Below are 15,867 nucleotides of genomic sequence, written 5' to 3' on the forward strand. Positions count from 1 at the left end.
AAAATCATTTTTTTATAAAACTATTAGTAATTTTTTCAACAACTTTAGAGTTTAGAGCATTTATGCCCTGATAAATTGCACATTCTATTGCCCTTGCATTACTTTTGCCATGACAAATAATAATATTTTTATTTACTCCCAAAAGCGGTGCTCCACCATATTCTGAATAATGTGTGCGTCTTTTTAGTGCCTTAAACGCATTTAACATAAATATTGCACCAATTTTTGATATAAAAGATTTATTAATTTCTTCTTTTAAAATTTTACTAATAGCTTCAGCCACACCTTCACTAGCCTTTAGAACTAAATTTCCACTAAACCCATCACAAACTATAACTTCAACACTAGCATTAAAAATATCATTACCTTCAACATTACCTTTAAAATAAGGATATTTTTGTAAGATTTTAAATACTTCTTTTGTCAATTCATTACCTTTATTATCTTCTTCTCCATTTGATAATAATCCCACTCTAGGATTCTCGTATGAAAGAACATTTTTTGCGTATTCATAGCCCATTATAGCAAACTCAATTAGATTTTCAGCCTTACAATCTACATTTGCACCTGCATCTAAAATAATACTTGTCTTTCCATCAATTCTAGGCATAGTAGTGCAAATTGCTGGACGACTTACTCCTTCAATCCTTCCAAAACGAAGTGTAGCCAAACTCATACTAGCACCGCTATGTCCAGCAGAAATTACTACATCAGCCTCATTATTTCTAACTAATTCAATAGCTTGATAAATAGAACTATCTTTCTTTTTCAATGCGTTTGTAGCCATATCTTCCATTTTTATATAATCACTACAATGGTGTATTCTAATACTATTATCAGAATCTAAGTATTGTTTTATTAACGATTCATCTCCAACAATAATAGCTTCAAATTCTTTATTTTTTAAAGCTTCTTTTATGCCATTTACTATTGGCTGAACGCCATTATCTCCACCCATTGCATCAATTGCTATTTTTAACATTTATTTCTCTATTTATAGCTTCCAGTTTCTTTGCATATTGTATGAGGTAATTTCCAATTTCCATTTTTATCTTTTATTGGAGTTGGGAGCTTTATTTTATAGTGCGTTCTACGCTTTAATCCTCTAGTTTTACTTACTCTTCTTTTTGGAACAACCGCCATTTTATCCTCCTTAAATTAATTATTTTATATGATACTCTAATTTTATCGATTCTATTTCACTAATAAATATAGAATCTAGATTTATAAAACTATCAAAAAATTCAATTACATCACAATAATCATCAACATCATTATTTTTCCAAATGCCATTGTTAGCAAATAAAGTTAATGCTCTATCAATATTTTGTGTATATTCATCGCCACTTATATCGCATATAACATTAATTTTACCAATAAGGTTAGATTCTATCTTAATCAAACCATTTATTAACTTACAAATACTACCATTGATATTTATATCAAAATCTATGTCTTTTAGATTAAGATTAAACTTTTTTGGCTCTAATGATATTTTTCTTATCTCTATTTTCAAAATTTTTATTGTATTTCAGCTTGAGAAAAGAAAAATGCTATTTCATTTTTTGCATTTTCTAAACTATCGCTACCGTGAACAGCATTTGCATCAATACTTTCTGCAAAATCTGCTCTAATAGTCCCTTTTATTGCTTTTTTAGGGTCGGTATCGCCCATTAATTCTCTATTCTTCTTAACAGCATTCTCACCCTCTAGAACAATGACTACAACCGAGCCACTTGTCATAAATCTTACCAAATCATTAAAAAATGGCCTTTCTTTATGTATAGCGTAAAAATTACCTGCAATTACTTCAGAAAGCAAAATTTTTTTAATTGAAACAACTCTTAATCCATTGTTTTCAAATCTATCTATAATCTTGCCAATTACATTCTTTTTAACTGCATCAGGCTTTATTATTGAAAGTGTTCTTTCCACGAGACTTGACTCCTAATTTCAATTTTTAAAAAGAGTCTATCATATAAATATTTACATTTATATAAATTTCATAAAATAGAATATTTTTCTAAAACAGCAAAGTAAGTAATTTCTATATCATATAGCTCATATCGTATTTTCTTAAATTGTTCAGAAAGGGTGTTAGATTCTATCTTGAGCATTTCTTCTAAAACTCTAGCACTTTCTTGTGAGCGTTTAAAGTTAGCAATTGCTATGCTTTTTATATTATCTCTATTTTGTTCGCTTATTGTAGATTGTTTTAATATATCTTTTTTAATATCTCTATTCCTTATAAGCTCTATAAAATCTTTATCAATTCTACAAAGGTGGCGGATATTTTTTAATCTAATGGATAATTCTTTATTTTCTAAGATATATCGCGCAATATCTTCTATCACGCGAATACCTTCTCTTATTCGATTAAGATTAGCATCTAATATTCTTATCAATCTTTATTTACATATCCAAGTATATTCAATAAATGAACAAATAAACCATAAACATCTAAATATAAGCTTATAGCTGCCATTATAGGACTATCATATCTACCTCTAATAATATTTTGTGTATCATAAGCTATATACATACTAAATATAATTGTTGCAATACCAGAGATTACAACACTAATCAACCCTGCATTACCAAAGCCAAAGAAATAAGCAGCTGCAAGATTTATTAAACTAGCAACAATTATTCCAATAAGTGCGAGAAATAAAATCTTGCCCCAATTTGACAAATCACTCTTAGTCTTTATTGCATAAAGGGACATTATCCCAAATACTATTGTAGTTCCTAAAAGGGCTTGAGCTACTATGCTTACCCCAGCAGGAAGGCTTAATACATTAGCCAAAAGAGGAACTAATGCCACACCTGTAACAAATGTAAAACTAAATAGTAAGATTAAATTTACAATAGGCTTATCTTTTAAGAAAATTAGCCCAAATAATAATGCAATTTCTAAAATAAAGATACCAAACATCGCACCACCAGCTAAAATAGGTGCAAATGGCATAGCTATATAAGCCCCTATTGTGCCAAAAAACAATGAAGCCGCAAAAAATTTATAAGTTTGCTTTACAAAGCCAACTAGAGCATTCTCACTCCTTTCAGCCTCAAAGCCAATATCACTTGTGTAATTTCTATCATATAGAGCCATTAAAATCTCCTTATTAATTAAATACCAAATTAAGTTTTGGAAATGCAATTATACTATCTAATATAATTTTTGCAAATTTTATTATCATATTATTAGAAGTTTATAAATATTACACTACTTTATAATACAACTTTTAACTAATTGCAATGAAAATTTTATAATCTTATTTTTATAACCCCATTTTCCCCGGATTTAAAATATTATTTGGGTCAAATGCTTTTTTTATACTTTTAAAAAGCTCCATTTCCTCATCACTAAATGCTAATTTCATAAATGGTGCTTTTGAGATTCCAATTCCGTGTTCTCCACTCAATGTTCCACCAAGCTTTATTGTAGCTTTAAAAATCTCTGTGATTGCCTCATATCCTCTGTCTAGTTCATTTTTATCATCTCCATTAACCATAACATTAGTATGGACATTACCATCACCTGTATGTCCAAAACAAGGTATAATTACAGAATATTTTTTTGAAATTTCATCAATTTTTTTTAAAAGCTCTGGAAGTGCTGCTCTAGGGACTGTTATATCCTCATTTAGTTTTTTACTACCATAAATATTAATACTTTGACTCACATTTCTTCTAGCAAACCACAAATCATTTTCTTCTTTTTCATCTTGTGCAATTTTAAAATTAGTACATTTATTTTGTTTAAATTGATATTCAATATTTTCTAATTGATATTCAATTTCACTCTTCATTGAACCATCAACTTGTGTTATGAGTATTGCTCCAGCATCTGCAGGTAACCCTTTTTTAAACTTACTCTCCACAGCTCTTATGCTAAGATTATCTAAAAATTCCATTGCAACAGGAGTAACTCCGCTAGCCATAGTTTGATAAACAGCCTCCATAGCATCATTTATAGTATCAAAGATTCCAATAGCAGATTTTTTATATTTTGGTTTTGAGAGAAGTTTCAAAGTAATTTCTGTAATAACCCCTAAACTACCTTCACTTGCAACTAAGATTCCAACAATATTAAATCCTGCAACATCTTTAATTGTTTTTTTGCCTGCACGAATTATATCTCCATTTGGTAAAACAGCACGAAGAGCCATTACATAATCTTTTGTTATTCCATATTTTGCAGCACGCATTCCACCTGCATTTTCACTTACATTTCCCCCAATTGTGCTATAATCTTGACTTGCAGGGTCTGGAGGATAAAATAGCCCTTCTTTTTCTACAATCTCTTGTAAATGCTTATTTATAACTGCTGGTTGAACTCTTGCTACCATATTTTTTTTATCAATTTCTAATATTTTATTAAAATATTTTTCCATTGCTAGGACTATTCCACCATTTTTAGGCAATGCTCCACCCGTAAATCCACTACCAGCACCTCTTGGAGTAATTGGAATCTTATTTTCATTACAATATTTTAAAATCCTTGAAACCTCATCTTCATTCTCTGGAAAGACAACTGCATTTGGTTCAAATCTCTCTCTAGTTGCATCATAACAATATGCACTTAAATGTGCCATATCATCAAAATAGTCATTCTCTCCTACAATATTTTTTAAATACTTATACATCTTAATCCCTTAAAGCTCTATTTTGATTGTTTTGTAAGATTCTTAGAATATATTAAATTATTGAAATACATATAATAGTCACTAAATTTTTTAATGTTAAATATTTCTTGTATTACCCCATCACTTAATCTTGTATAGAATGGCAATTTTACTATATTATCTTTTAGAGTATATGAAACTTGCTCTAGTATATTAAAACTTTGACAATTAAGAGTTGTTATATCATTTTTACCAACTATAAAAACCAAACCCACATCAAACCTAGAACAAAAACTTTTAAAATCATCAGTATTTGGCATATTTATATTATTTTTAGCTAAAAATGTAGCAAAAACATCCGAATGTAAAAAATCTATATTTTTATTTAAATCAAGCACCTCTTGATATGAATTTTGATTTGGGGCTATTAATATTGCTCTATCATAGAGTATCCTAAAGATAGCCTTATCACCCTCTTTAACTACACCTATCGGTTTTGGCAAATATTCTTCATTCATAGAATTAAATTCTATTAATTTTAGCTCTGCTATGCCATTTACTACATTTATTACTTCCACATTAAATAATATAAATTCATTATTATCTACTTCTCTTGTAATAATTCCGCTATCGCCTTTTTGCAAATCAAAGGCTGGTATCTTAATGCTAGAATCTTTGGAATCCTCTTGCTTTGGTATAGTAATTACTAATGTATTTTTTACCTCAAATGAATTTAAAATGGAAAATAATACTAAACAAATCCAAAATATCTTTTTCAAAATGAATCCTAAAATTTTGATAAAATAAACTGTTATTATAACAAACAAATATTTTAAGAAAATAAACTATGAGAGATTTAAAAAAAGATTTTAGAAATATTGCAAAATCTAATTTATTAAAAGCAAATAAAGAGAGATTGGGTGATAAAAAAATAATAGAATTAATCAAAAAAGAAATACTAAAGTTTAAGCCAAAAAATATACTTTTATATTTGCCAATGAATATTGAAATTAATATTTATCCTTTAATTTTTTATTTTAAAAAGCAAAAAAATATTAAAATATTCTCTCCATTTATCATAGATGATAGTTTTAAAATTGTGCCTTTTAGGCTACCGTTAAGTAAAAATAAATACAATATTTATCAAACAAACAACTCTAACTTTATAAATTTTAATAAATTAGATTTAGCAATAATTCCAATTGTTGGTATTGATATTGATTTTAGAAGAATAGGTTTTGGTAAAGGAATGTATGATAGATTTTACGCTAGGCTAAAAAATAAGCCTATTAATATTTTTGTTAGTAGAATCTTAAGTTTTTCTAATATAAAAATTACAAATTATTATGACATTATAGGCGATATAATAATCGCTAAGAAAGGTAAAAAATATGATTTATTTGGTAGTTGGTTTGAGTGCTCTAGCATCAGGCGTCCTTTCACACTTTATAACAAAAAAAATTTATATCTCAAAACAAAACATAGTAATACAACAAGCAAAAATAAAAGCCACAGCAATAGAAAAAGAGGCTGAAATAAAATTTCAAAATAAAAAAATAAAACTAAAAGAAGAAGAGATAGAGTTAAAAAAGCAGTATGAAAGAGAAGAGCGTAAATTAATAAAAAATTATGAAGAAAAAGCTTTACAGTTAGAAAAACAAGAAATCATTATTAACCAACAATTAAAGCAAATTGAAGAAAAAAGCAAAAATATAGCAATGCAGCAAAGTGATATTATTAAGTCTCAAATGATAATAGATGGCTTAAAAGAACAATACAAGCAAAAACAAGAAGAAATAGTGAATGCTCTCTCAAACTACTCTTCTTTATCAAAAGAAGAAGCAAAAAGTATGCTTTTAGTTCATTTAGAAGATAGCTTAATAATTGAGAGAGCAAATCTAATTAGGCGATATGAGCAAGAGGCAAAAGAGGAGGCAAAGAGAAAAGCAAATTACATTATAGCTCTAGCTACCTCAAGGTATGCTGGAGAATATAGTGCAGAAAAACTAATAAATGTAGTTAGCCTCCCAGATGATGAAATGAAAGGAAGAATTATTGGTAAAGATGGACGAAACATTAAAACATTAGAGAATATTACAGGAGTTGATGTTTTAATTGATGATACACCAAATACAATAACTTTAAGTAGTTTTAATCTATATCGTAGGTCTATTGCATTAAATACTCTAAATCTATTGATTGAAGATGGCAGAATTCACCCTGCAAGAATTGAAGAAATATATAAAAAATGCGAAGCTGAAATGGAACAAAATATATTAAATGATGGAGAAAATGTAGTCATTGATTTAGGGCTTGGATATATGAATGTAGAATTAAAAAAATTAATTGGTAAAATGAAATATAGAGCTAGTTTTGGTCAAAATGCTCTTTCACATTCTATTGAAGTTGCACATTTATCTGGGCTTATTGCAGGAGAATTAGATGGAGATGAGATATTAGCTAAAAGAGCAGGATTATTACACGATATAGGTAAATCTCTTACACACGAACTAGGTGGTAATCACGTAACAATAGGTTATGATTTAGCTAGAAAATATAAAGAACATCCAGTCGTTATTAATGCTATTCTCGCACATCATGGAAATGAAGAAGCAAAAAGCATAGAATCAGCTGCTGTATGTGCGGCTGATGCAATATCTGGAGCTAGACCGGGAGCTAGAAAAGAAGTATTGGAGAATTTCTTAAAAAGGGTTCAAAACCTAGAAAAAATAGCTCTAAATCATCTAGGAGTAAAACAAGCTTATGCAATAAATGCAGGCAGAGAAATAAGAGTAATAGTAAAATCAGACCAAGTAAATGATAAAGAAGCAGCAATACTAGCTAGAGAAATTGCAAAAGAAATAGAGCTAAATCTTCAGTATCCGGGCGAAATAAAGGTTAATGTTATAAGAGAAATAAGAGCTACTCAATATGCTAGATAAATAATTGAATTTAAAATAAAGATTATAGAGAAGATTTTATATTTTTAGGGTTTAAAAACCCAAAAAAATATTTTAGAACATATAAGAGTATCTAACAAAAGATTCCATATTACCTATAAATGTTGCGTTTCCATTAGCAGCTTTATCTGCTTTTATAAACGGATGCCATCTAACAAGTAATTCTATTCTATGGTTATTTGCAATTATGGTATGAATTCCACCATTCATCACCAATGAAACAGCATTAAAACTCTGAATATTATCATTTCCATTATATCTCATATATGCTACTCCAAGCCCTAAAAATACCCCTAAAGTTTCACTATTATTTCTACCCATACTTCCTTCTAAATATACATCTATGTTAGCAATTCCTTTTAATAGATTACTATCAGCTTTATATGTAGTTCCATCTTGCGTTTTAGCATAAAATACACCTGTTCCAAAGCTATCAGCAACTTCAACATAAGTTCTAAGACCAGAATAATCGTTAAATGCCTTTTGGTATCCTACAAATAAATCTACCCCTAGACCTAGTCCATTCATTGAAGCACTTTGTTGTGTAGTAGTTGTAACTGATAGGTCAGCATTTGATGCTCCAATTCCTCCGCCAACAAACATACCACTTCTTTTTCTAGTAATGCTTTTTTTATATTCTTCCTCTCGTTTTGCCTTTTTTGCAGCCTTTTCTTCTTTATTAATTAATTCTTCTTGAGTATATTGCCAACGTGTTATATCTCTAAAATCTTCTTGTTTGTCATTATTATCTTTAGAATATTCTTTAGCATCGCTATTAACATCAATATCTTCATTATTAATATTTTCATTATTATCAACAATCTCATCAGAATCATCATCTTCATATAAATATTCTGCATTATCGTCATTTAATTCATCGTTTGTTGCAATATTCTCATTTGCTATGGCTAGATTTAGTCCTAATAGTGCTATAATTAACGCTATTTTTTTCATTACAATAAGCTCCATAATTTTAATTTAATTTAAGTAATATCGAAATATACAAATAAAATTTTAACATTTTTAGAATGATGTTGATAGAGAATTAATGTTTATTTTATTAAATTAAGATTTAAATTCTATGTTATTCTAGGGGTTTTAAACTCCTAGAATAATCTTTAATGATCTATTGCTTCACTTATACCAACCCCGCTTTGTGCCCTAAAATCTTGCGCATCAAATCCAGCTCTATCTATCTGTGCTCTTTTACTATTATCTGTGATTGAAAACAACCAAATTAAAAAGAATGTCAATGGCATAGTAAATATTGCAGGGTGATTATAAGGAAATATTGCACTCTTAAATCCAAAAACTTCAACCCAAATACTAGGACTTAAAATTACCAATGAAAGGACTACTATAAGTCCTATCAATCCTCCTATAAAAGCCCCCCTTGTTGTTAGATTTTTCCAATAAATACATAAAAGCAAAATTGGAAAATTTACACTAGCAGCTATTGCAAATGCTAACCCAACGGTAAAAGCAACATTTTGTTTCTCAAACATAATTCCAAGTAAAATTGCTAGTATTCCAATAGCAATTGTAGCACCTTTTGTAACCCTCATTTCTAATTTATGATCACAAGGACCACCTTTAATACAATTTACAAATAAGTCATGGCTAATTGCACTTGCTCCAGATATAGCAAGCCCAGATACAACAGCAAGTATTGTTGCAAATGCTACTGCTGATATAAAAGCATAAAATACATTACCAGCAATTGCCTTAGCTAGTATAACTGCAACCATATTATTTCCACCCTTTAAAGAACCATCAGCATTTGTAAATTCAGGATTCCCAAGTAAGAGAACTATTGCCCCAAAACCAATAATAAAAGTTAAAATATAAAAATATCCTATAAAAGCAGTCGCATAAAAAGCAGACTTTCTTGCTTCTTTAGCATTCTTAACAGTAAAAAACCTCATTAATATATGAGGTAATCCAGCAGTCCCAAACATTAATGCAAGCCCTAAAGATATAGCAGAAATTGGATCTTTCACAAAACTTCCTGGAGACATAATAAGCTCACCTTCTTTGTGATGCTGTATTGCTTGAGTAAAAAAATCAGATAGGTTAAATTTAGTATGATATAAAATCATAAATGCCATAAAACTAGCACCACAAAGTAATAATATAGCCTTAATTATTTGCACCCAAGTAGTAGCGTGCATTCCACCAAATGCTACATATAAAATCATTAATACACCAACAATTACTACTGCTACTATATAATCAAGCCCAAATAATATTTGTATTAATTGTCCAGCTCCGACCATCTGTGCAATTAGGTAAAATACAATAACTGCTAATGCACTTATTGCAGATATTGCCCTAAGCGGTCTTGCATCTAAATGATATGCTGTAATATCTGCAAATGTATATTTTCCTAAATTTCGTAACTTCTCTGCAATTAGAAGTAATATTATAGGCCAACCAACTAAAAACCCAATAGAATATATTAAACCATCAAATCCATTGCTAAAGACAAGTGCTGTTATCCCAAGAAAACTTGCTGCACTCATATAATCCCCTGCAATTGCAGTCCCATTTTGGAGTCCTGTTATGTTGCCTCCAGCTGTGTAGAATCCAGATGTAGATTTAGACTTCTTACTGGAATAATATGTAATTATTAAAGTTACTGCCACAAATACTAAAAACATAATAATAGCAACGCTATTAACTTCGCTTTTGGCAGAATCTCCTACATCAATAGCTGCTCCAAAGAGATTGTTTATTATTAATAAATAAAATATTATAGTTTTCATTTAATCTCCTTTTGTTTAAACTTTTCTATAATTCCTGTTTCTTGAAGTTCTTTTATTATATTTTCTTGTTCTTTATCCAAGTATTTATTTGCTATAAAAGTATAGATTCCAGTAACTATTATGGAAATTACAATAATAGATACACCAACAACAATACCAAGTGTAACCACACTAGGTCCTATTTTATATCCTAATACTTTTGGAAAATATCCAACAGCTATAATAAAAGCATAGTAACAAACAAGAACTATTAATGATAAAAAGATTGAAAGTTTATTACGAGAACTAACAAAGCCCTTAAATTTGTCCATAATTTGTTGTTCCTTCTTGGTCATTTCTTCCATTTTATATCCTTTATATTTTAAAATTATATAAATACATTTATAATTTAAGATTTTATAAATTTTTATGCAATATTAATTTTTATAAAATATATAACATAATTAAACTTTAGTAGATAAAGTAACACTTATTTATTTAAGATAAATTATAAGAATTTCATTAACAATAATTTAAAATAAGTAATTTATGAATCTTTAGTTAGAATCCAAAAACAAATAAATTTGAGGGAATTTTTGAGGGAGAATAAGTTAAACCATCTTGCAATTATAATGGATGGAAATGGTCGTTGGGCTAAACAAAAAGGTCTTAATCGCACAGAAGGACACAAAGAAGGCGTTAAAGTAGTTAGGAAGATTACAAGGTGGTGTGCAAAAAATTCTATATCATATCTTAGTTTATATGCCTTTTCCACAGAAAATTGGTTGCGTCCAAAAATAGAAGTAGATTTTTTAATGAAGCTACTTGAAAAATACCTAAAAAATGAGGATAAAACTTATGAAGAAAATAATATAAGATTTAAAGCAATAGGAGATATCGGCTGCTTTTCAGATAAATTAAAAAAAATGATTAACTCATTAGAGATTAAAACTGCTAATAATTCTTCATTAACACAGATACTAGCACTAAATTATGGTTCTAAAGATGAAATTGCAAGAGCATTTTTAAAGATAAGCAAAGAAGGGATAGAAAATAACGCTACTAAGTACGATGTTATATCAAAATTAGAATCTAATCTTGATACAGCAGGAATTCCAGATGTCGATTTACTTATTAGAACAGGTGGTGAGATAAGACTATCAAATTTTTTACTTTATCAATGTGCCTATGCAGAATTATATTTTTCAAAAACTTTATTTCCAGACTTTAATATAATAGAGCTAGAAAAAATTATTAAAAGTTACAAGCAAAGATATAGACGATTTGGTGCTATTTGATATAATTTAATATTTTTTAAAAGGAATTATTTTGATTTTAGGTTATGAAGTGCCGCAAGGTAGTAAAATTTACTTTAGTAAAGACGCAAAATTAAAACGAGATATAGAAAAAATGGCTGTTGAAATTTTTTATGAGAATGGGTATGAAGAAATTGCTACGCCATCATTTAACTTTACTAATGATGATAAGATTCTATCAAAGCGTAAAATTATTCGCATAAGTGCTGATGATAATAATCAAATGATTTTAAGAAATGATAATACTATTGATGTAATTAAAATAATCAATAGGCATTTAAGTAAAATCGATAATAAAAAATGGTTTTATATCCAACCATCATTCTCATATCCTTCTAAAGAAGTAAATCAAATAGGAGCAGAATGTATTGATGCAAATGGAATAGATAGTATTTTATGCACTGCTGTTAGTATATTTTTAAAACTAGGATTAAACCCCTTACTTCAAGTTTCAAATATGAATATTCCAAGATTATGTGCTAAAGAAAGCGGTTTTGAAATAGAAATATTTTCGCAAATGCAAGTTGAAAAAATACTAAATAGTAATAGTTATTTAAAGGATTTATTATATATACAAAATAAATCTAGCCTAGAATCATACATATTAAAAGCTCCTAGCTTTATTAAATATGAATTACAAAAGTTGCTAGATAGTGCGAGTTATTGTTGCTATGAAAATACTATTTTCTCCCCACTATACTATCCAAAATTAGGATATTATGATAGTTTATTTTTTAGAATGTTTAATAATAATAAAGATTTTTTACGTGGTGGAAAATATGAAATTGATGGTGTCCATTCCTGTGGATTTGCAATTTATACAAATGAAGTCATAGAATTCATGCGTCAAAATTATGAATAATTTTATATTTTAATTTAAGTAAGCAAATATTAAAAACTATTTTTCAGCTTATTATAAAAATATTTAAAAATACTAGTCTTAAGCAATCAAGGCTTTTCTGTTAGTTTACCTTTCTTTCACTATTTTATAACTTTTCTTTTTATTATCTTTATCGCCTTTATCTTGCAGGGCTATTTTTAGAAGCTCTGTGTGTTTGTTTAGTATCTGTTAGCTAGTCCATTCCTCTCTCTTGCACATTCCAATAATGGAATACTATTTTTAATACTTAAATTTAGAGGAACATTTCCTTATTTATCACTCAAGGTAGATTCTAAAACAATCAGGGAAAGTCCATTTTTAACACTTAAGCAATGCTTTATTGCAGCATTTGCGAGAATATTTAGGAAAGCTAACACTAATTTTTAATACTTAAATAATCCTCTATTGCGGCATTATTCAATGAGTTTGTAAGATATAAGTTTAAGATTCTTTTAAGTCTAAAAGTCCTTTAACCTCTTTCTACCCTATCCTAATAAACCTATAAAATTGAATTTTCTCTCTAAAATCGTGTAGAAATGTCCTCTATTATAATTCATCAAAATTTATTCATCATCACTCTAATGCTAGTGCTTACTTAATTGCTCTAATGTTAGCTCACTTATAAAAATCTAAAGCTTTGATACTTCTTTATCAAAATGTGCCTTGCTTTTGCAACAAATCATTATTTAATACAAAAGAGAAATAATGGAAGCAAAATTACATTGAAACAATATATTCGGCAATAACGCAGTCCTGCTCCTCTGTGCCACCTCCAACGCTAATGCCACCCGCAATTTTACCATTAACAAACAAGGGATAGCCCCTGAAATAAGCGTGATTCTGCTATCGTTAGTTTGTATAGCCATAAGAGAGCTGCAAGCCGCCACATCTTTTGTCTTGCATTGTGTAACAGTAGAGGTGTATGCCTTGCCCAGAGCTAGTGTAATGCTTAAAAACCAATACTTCTCCAAATCTCCTATAAACTCTTAATAAGCCGTGTTCATCGCATATAACAAAACTTATATCAATGCCTAGCTCCCTACTTTTCTCACGAGCAGCAACACATAATTTATCACAAATTTCATCTGTTAGTATCATAATAACCCCTTATTGATTTTACTTTGACTAGTTTTATTCTAAAATGAAATAAAAAGTATAGAATTTAATTAATATAAAGCTAAAGTAAGTTGCCATAACAATGTGTGATATGATAAGCATTATTAATATAGAAAAGTGGTGATAAACTTGGGCTTTGCGGCGAGGATTTAGCATAAGAGAATTGCAAAGAACTTAAATTATCATTATGCTTGTGTTTTTTGCTAGATTCTATATTAATACTTACATTATCCCCCGCAAAATAAATCCACAAATATATCAATTTGCTTGGGGAAGGAGAGTGTGCAAGAAAGGAGCTTGTATTTTTCGCGATGTAGTTTAGAGGGGATTTGAGAAAATGTGCCTTGTAGAATAGTGCTTTAGTTATTGTTTTTCCAAAAATCAAGTAAGTTTTTCAGTGAGTATATAAAAATTTTTGGAGCTTTTATGCCTAAAATCATTTCACCCGTTGTATTTAAAAAGCCAACTTCAATTTCCATTATTTCTTTCTTATTGCCACCATACAGCACGATAGAGTGTATAATTTATAGGCTGGATAATACTTTTGATATATTCATTTTCTATGAAATCATAATTTTTTAATTCCTCTATGCCTTTATATTAGGTTTTGATAAATTTTTCCCTAAATATTAAATAATTTCTAAGTTTTTGGGTCAAATAAAATAATCAAGGATAAAAACTATGGTTATGGTATTTTTATCCACAGCTTTGTAGAGTTCTCTATTTTTATATTTTTGTAAAGCAATGTTTTCATTTTCTCTGGTGATAAAATATTCTTTTTTGTATCCTTTTTTACATACTGCGTGGTTTTCAAAATCACTCTAGTGTTTGAAAGTTTCCTACCAATAAATGAATGAATATGGTAGCAAGTTTTTCACTCTCTTTTGTAATGTCAATATTCTTTTTGTTTTTCTAACTTGTGGATTTCAAGCTCTTGCAAAGAGAGATTTAAGCAATTATCAATTTGTATTAATTTATTTTATTGCCCAACTGCCCTTGATGCAATCCGTGTGAAATAATCTCTATCTTCCCCTTAAATCCAATCTGTTTTAAGACAGCAGCAATTCCACTAACTACCAATGCTAGGGTCTTGAGCAAGTCTATTATTCTTAACCAAAAAAGCTGAAATGAAGATTTTGGTGACGTATAAACAGATATGTCATCTGGGAGTTGTTTGACTTCTAGCCCATCGCTATCACAAATTTTTTCATATAGGCATATTGCCTTTGGGTGCTTTTTTCATTATCGATTTAAAATCAATGAGTTCTTTAATACTCTAAAAAAGTTTTAATATCTCATCATCTTTTTTGAAATCTTTGCCTATGATTTCAACATCTAAATTCCTTAGAATCCTCGTTCCAAAACTAGACGTTTGTGTGTTTTTCTTTTTGTGGGTGATAGCCGGCGTTGCACTCAAAGCTTTTTTAATCAAACATTATAAAGCCGCAAATTTGATAATGGCAGCTTTGCTTGTCTTAAGTGCGGTGCAGATTCTTTTAGGCTAATCATTTTTGTGTTTTTGGAGCTTTTTTAATCATCTTTATTGCCCAATCATAATGGCTTGAGGTCGCACTCACACAATAGCTCCCAAGACTCGTTGTGCCACACCAAGCATAATGCTTTTTCACAAACAGCTCATTTTCTGGTAAATTTGCTAGCATTTCTATGCAATCACGATGACTTTTGTGCAGCATTGTCTTTGCCTCATCTAAAGATGTCTTTTGGTGTTTATGCCATATCTCTTGATTCATTTTGGGATAAGTCCTAAAATTATAAGGTGCGGGCAAAAAAGGCACAAAATCAGTCGTTTTGCTAAGGTTTGTTTGCACAAAATGCAGCAGCAACTTTTGCCATTCAAATAAATGCACGAGAATATCTCGCAAAGTCTTATCACGCTCATTATAATCAAACTTTGCTAGCTGCATATCAAGAGGCATAGAATCAATCAATGCAAAGAGCTGTTCAAAATGTGCTTGACTTTGATGCAATAAGTCATTTTTGGTATTGGGGCGGGGCATTGACAGTCCTTTTGTGAATTGTAGTTTTAGAGATAGATTCCAAAACTAGTGCACAAAATCAAATTATTTCTGAAACTTTTTAAAATATTCATCAATTTCTTCTCGTATTTCTTGTCCTACTTCTTCAAAAGCAGACAAAATAAGCCCATAACTTCCTGCTCCACCTAGAAAATCCCAAAATTCATTAGCAACTTTAAGTTCTGCA

19 protein-coding genes are annotated in these 15,867 nt (G+C 29.2%); 4 read left to right on the plus strand and 15 right to left on the minus strand.

Annotated elements, in window-relative coordinates:
* Positions 1-4: 4 nt before the first annotated feature.
* From plsX to CQA44_RS01370, 8 genes are all read right to left on the minus strand, one after another.
* Positions 5-982, minus strand: a complete 978-nt coding sequence (gene plsX / locus CQA44_RS01335) for a phosphate acyltransferase PlsX (protein ID WP_115545478.1) — start codon at positions 980-982, stop codon at positions 5-7.
* 8 nt (positions 983-990) lie between these two features.
* Positions 991-1,143, minus strand: coding sequence for a 50S ribosomal protein L32 (gene rpmF / locus CQA44_RS01340; protein WP_115545479.1), 153 nt, complete (start codon positions 1,141-1,143; stop codon positions 991-993).
* 19 nt (positions 1,144-1,162) lie between these two features.
* On the minus strand, positions 1,163-1,516 hold the full coding sequence (locus tag CQA44_RS01345; RefSeq protein WP_115545480.1) for a hypothetical protein: 354 nt from the start codon (positions 1,514-1,516) through the stop codon (positions 1,163-1,165).
* Positions 1,517-1,521: 5 nt separating this feature from the next.
* Positions 1,522-1,935, minus strand: a complete 414-nt coding sequence (ndk, locus tag CQA44_RS01350) for a nucleoside-diphosphate kinase (protein ID WP_115545481.1) — start codon at positions 1,933-1,935, stop codon at positions 1,522-1,524.
* 68 nt (positions 1,936-2,003) lie between these two features.
* Positions 2,004-2,402 (minus strand): thiamine-phosphate pyrophosphorylase, encoded by a 399-nt coding sequence (locus tag CQA44_RS01355; RefSeq protein WP_181881735.1) that lies wholly within the window; start codon positions 2,400-2,402, stop codon positions 2,004-2,006.
* Positions 2,402-3,112, minus strand: coding sequence for a Bax inhibitor-1/YccA family protein (locus CQA44_RS01360; RefSeq protein ID WP_115545483.1), 711 nt, complete (start codon positions 3,110-3,112; stop codon positions 2,402-2,404). Before CQA44_RS01360 ends, CQA44_RS01355 begins: the two co-directional genes overlap by 1 nt.
* Before the next feature lie 169 nt (positions 3,113-3,281).
* Positions 3,282-4,649 carry a glycolate oxidase subunit GlcD gene (gene glcD / locus CQA44_RS01365; RefSeq protein WP_115545484.1) on the minus strand — a complete coding sequence of 456 codons (1,368 nt, stop codon included), beginning with the start codon at positions 4,647-4,649 and terminating at the stop codon, positions 3,282-3,284.
* Positions 4,650-4,666: 17 nt separating this feature from the next.
* The gene (locus CQA44_RS01370; protein WP_181881733.1) at positions 4,667-5,407 is read right to left on the minus strand and encodes a plasminogen-binding N-terminal domain-containing protein; all 741 of its coding nucleotides are present in this window, start codon (positions 5,405-5,407) and stop codon (positions 4,667-4,669) included.
* Between the two features lie 68 nt (positions 5,408-5,475).
* Here CQA44_RS01370 and CQA44_RS13110 point away from each other — a divergent pair, with 68 nt between their 5' ends.
* Positions 5,476-6,162, plus strand: a complete 687-nt coding sequence (locus CQA44_RS13110) for a 5-formyltetrahydrofolate cyclo-ligase (protein WP_115545486.1) — start codon at positions 5,476-5,478, stop codon at positions 6,160-6,162.
* Positions 6,095-7,570, plus strand: coding sequence for a ribonuclease Y (rny, locus tag CQA44_RS01380; protein WP_309544877.1), 1,476 nt, complete (start codon positions 6,095-6,097; stop codon positions 7,568-7,570). Before CQA44_RS13110 ends, rny begins: the two co-directional genes overlap by 68 nt.
* A gap of 72 nt (positions 7,571-7,642) precedes the next feature.
* Here the strand turns inward: rny and CQA44_RS01385 are convergent, their stop codons facing one another.
* From CQA44_RS01385 to CQA44_RS01395, 3 genes are all read right to left on the minus strand, one after another.
* Positions 7,643-8,542 carry a hypothetical protein gene (locus CQA44_RS01385; protein WP_115545488.1) on the minus strand — a complete coding sequence of 300 codons (900 nt, stop codon included), beginning with the start codon at positions 8,540-8,542 and terminating at the stop codon, positions 7,643-7,645.
* Between the two features lie 164 nt (positions 8,543-8,706).
* Positions 8,707-10,353, minus strand: a complete 1,647-nt coding sequence (locus CQA44_RS01390; RefSeq protein ID WP_115545489.1) for a cation acetate symporter — start codon at positions 10,351-10,353, stop codon at positions 8,707-8,709.
* On the minus strand, positions 10,350-10,688 hold the full coding sequence (locus tag CQA44_RS01395; RefSeq protein WP_115545503.1) for a DUF485 domain-containing protein: 339 nt from the start codon (positions 10,686-10,688) through the stop codon (positions 10,350-10,352). The genes CQA44_RS01390 and CQA44_RS01395 overlap by 4 nt, the downstream gene beginning before the upstream one ends.
* Before the next feature lie 276 nt (positions 10,689-10,964).
* Here CQA44_RS01395 and uppS point away from each other — a divergent pair, with 276 nt between their 5' ends.
* Together uppS and CQA44_RS01405 are read left to right on the plus strand one after the other, a co-directional pair.
* Positions 10,965-11,630 (plus strand): polyprenyl diphosphate synthase, encoded by a 666-nt coding sequence (uppS, locus tag CQA44_RS01400; protein WP_408941369.1) that lies wholly within the window; start codon positions 10,965-10,967, stop codon positions 11,628-11,630.
* A gap of 31 nt (positions 11,631-11,661) precedes the next feature.
* Positions 11,662-12,510, plus strand: coding sequence for an ATP phosphoribosyltransferase regulatory subunit (locus tag CQA44_RS01405; RefSeq protein WP_115545491.1), 849 nt, complete (start codon positions 11,662-11,664; stop codon positions 12,508-12,510).
* Between the two features lie 867 nt (positions 12,511-13,377).
* Here the strand turns inward: CQA44_RS01405 and CQA44_RS01410 are convergent.
* The 4 genes from CQA44_RS01410 to CQA44_RS13460 all read right to left on the minus strand — a co-directional run.
* Entirely contained in the window at positions 13,378-13,626 is a 249-nt protein-coding gene (locus CQA44_RS01410; protein WP_220272132.1) for a hypothetical protein, read from the minus strand.
* Between the two features lie 79 nt (positions 13,627-13,705).
* Positions 13,706-13,897: a hypothetical protein gene (locus CQA44_RS12400; protein WP_181881734.1), complete on the minus strand. Its 192-nt coding sequence runs from the start codon at positions 13,895-13,897 to the stop codon at positions 13,706-13,708.
* 1,252 nt (positions 13,898-15,149) lie between these two features.
* Positions 15,150-15,662: a ClbS/DfsB family four-helix bundle protein gene (locus CQA44_RS01420; protein WP_115545493.1), complete on the minus strand. Its 513-nt coding sequence runs from the start codon at positions 15,660-15,662 to the stop codon at positions 15,150-15,152.
* A gap of 63 nt (positions 15,663-15,725) precedes the next feature.
* A partial coding sequence (locus CQA44_RS13460; RefSeq protein ID WP_115545494.1) for a TdeIII family type II restriction endonuclease occupies positions 15,726-15,867 on the minus strand: 142 nt, incomplete at its 5' end.

It is taken from the genome of Helicobacter sp. MIT 14-3879 (assembly GCF_003364125.1).

Bases quoted from the DNA above. Each gene is read 5' to 3' on its own strand.
- uppS (WP_408941369.1), top strand. From the start codon at position 10,965: ATGGATGGAAATGGTCGTTGGGCTAAACAAAAAGGTCTTAATCGCACA.
- CQA44_RS01395 (WP_115545503.1), bottom strand. From the start codon at position 10,688: ATGACCAAGAAGGAACAACAAATTATGGACAAATTTAAGGGCTTTGTT.
- CQA44_RS01410 (WP_220272132.1), bottom strand. From the start codon at position 13,626: ATGATACTAACAGATGAAATTTGTGATAAATTATGTGTTGCTGCTCGT.
- CQA44_RS01385 (WP_115545488.1), bottom strand. From the start codon at position 8,542: ATGAAAAAAATAGCGTTAATTATAGCACTATTAGGACTAAATCTAGCC.
- rpmF (WP_115545479.1), bottom strand. From the start codon at position 1,143: ATGGCGGTTGTTCCAAAAAGAAGAGTAAGTAAAACTAGAGGATTAAAG.
- CQA44_RS13110 (WP_115545486.1), top strand. From the start codon at position 5,476: ATGAGAGATTTAAAAAAAGATTTTAGAAATATTGCAAAATCTAATTTA.
- CQA44_RS01390 (WP_115545489.1), bottom strand. From the start codon at position 10,353: ATGAAAACTATAATATTTTATTTATTAATAATAAACAATCTCTTTGGA.
- CQA44_RS01420 (WP_115545493.1), bottom strand. From the start codon at position 15,662: ATGCCCCGCCCCAATACCAAAAATGACTTATTGCATCAAAGTCAAGCA.
- plsX (WP_115545478.1), bottom strand. From the start codon at position 982: ATGTTAAAAATAGCAATTGATGCAATGGGTGGAGATAATGGCGTTCAG.
- CQA44_RS01360 (WP_115545483.1), bottom strand. From the start codon at position 3,112: ATGGCTCTATATGATAGAAATTACACAAGTGATATTGGCTTTGAGGCT.
- glcD (WP_115545484.1), bottom strand. From the start codon at position 4,649: ATGTATAAGTATTTAAAAAATATTGTAGGAGAGAATGACTATTTTGAT.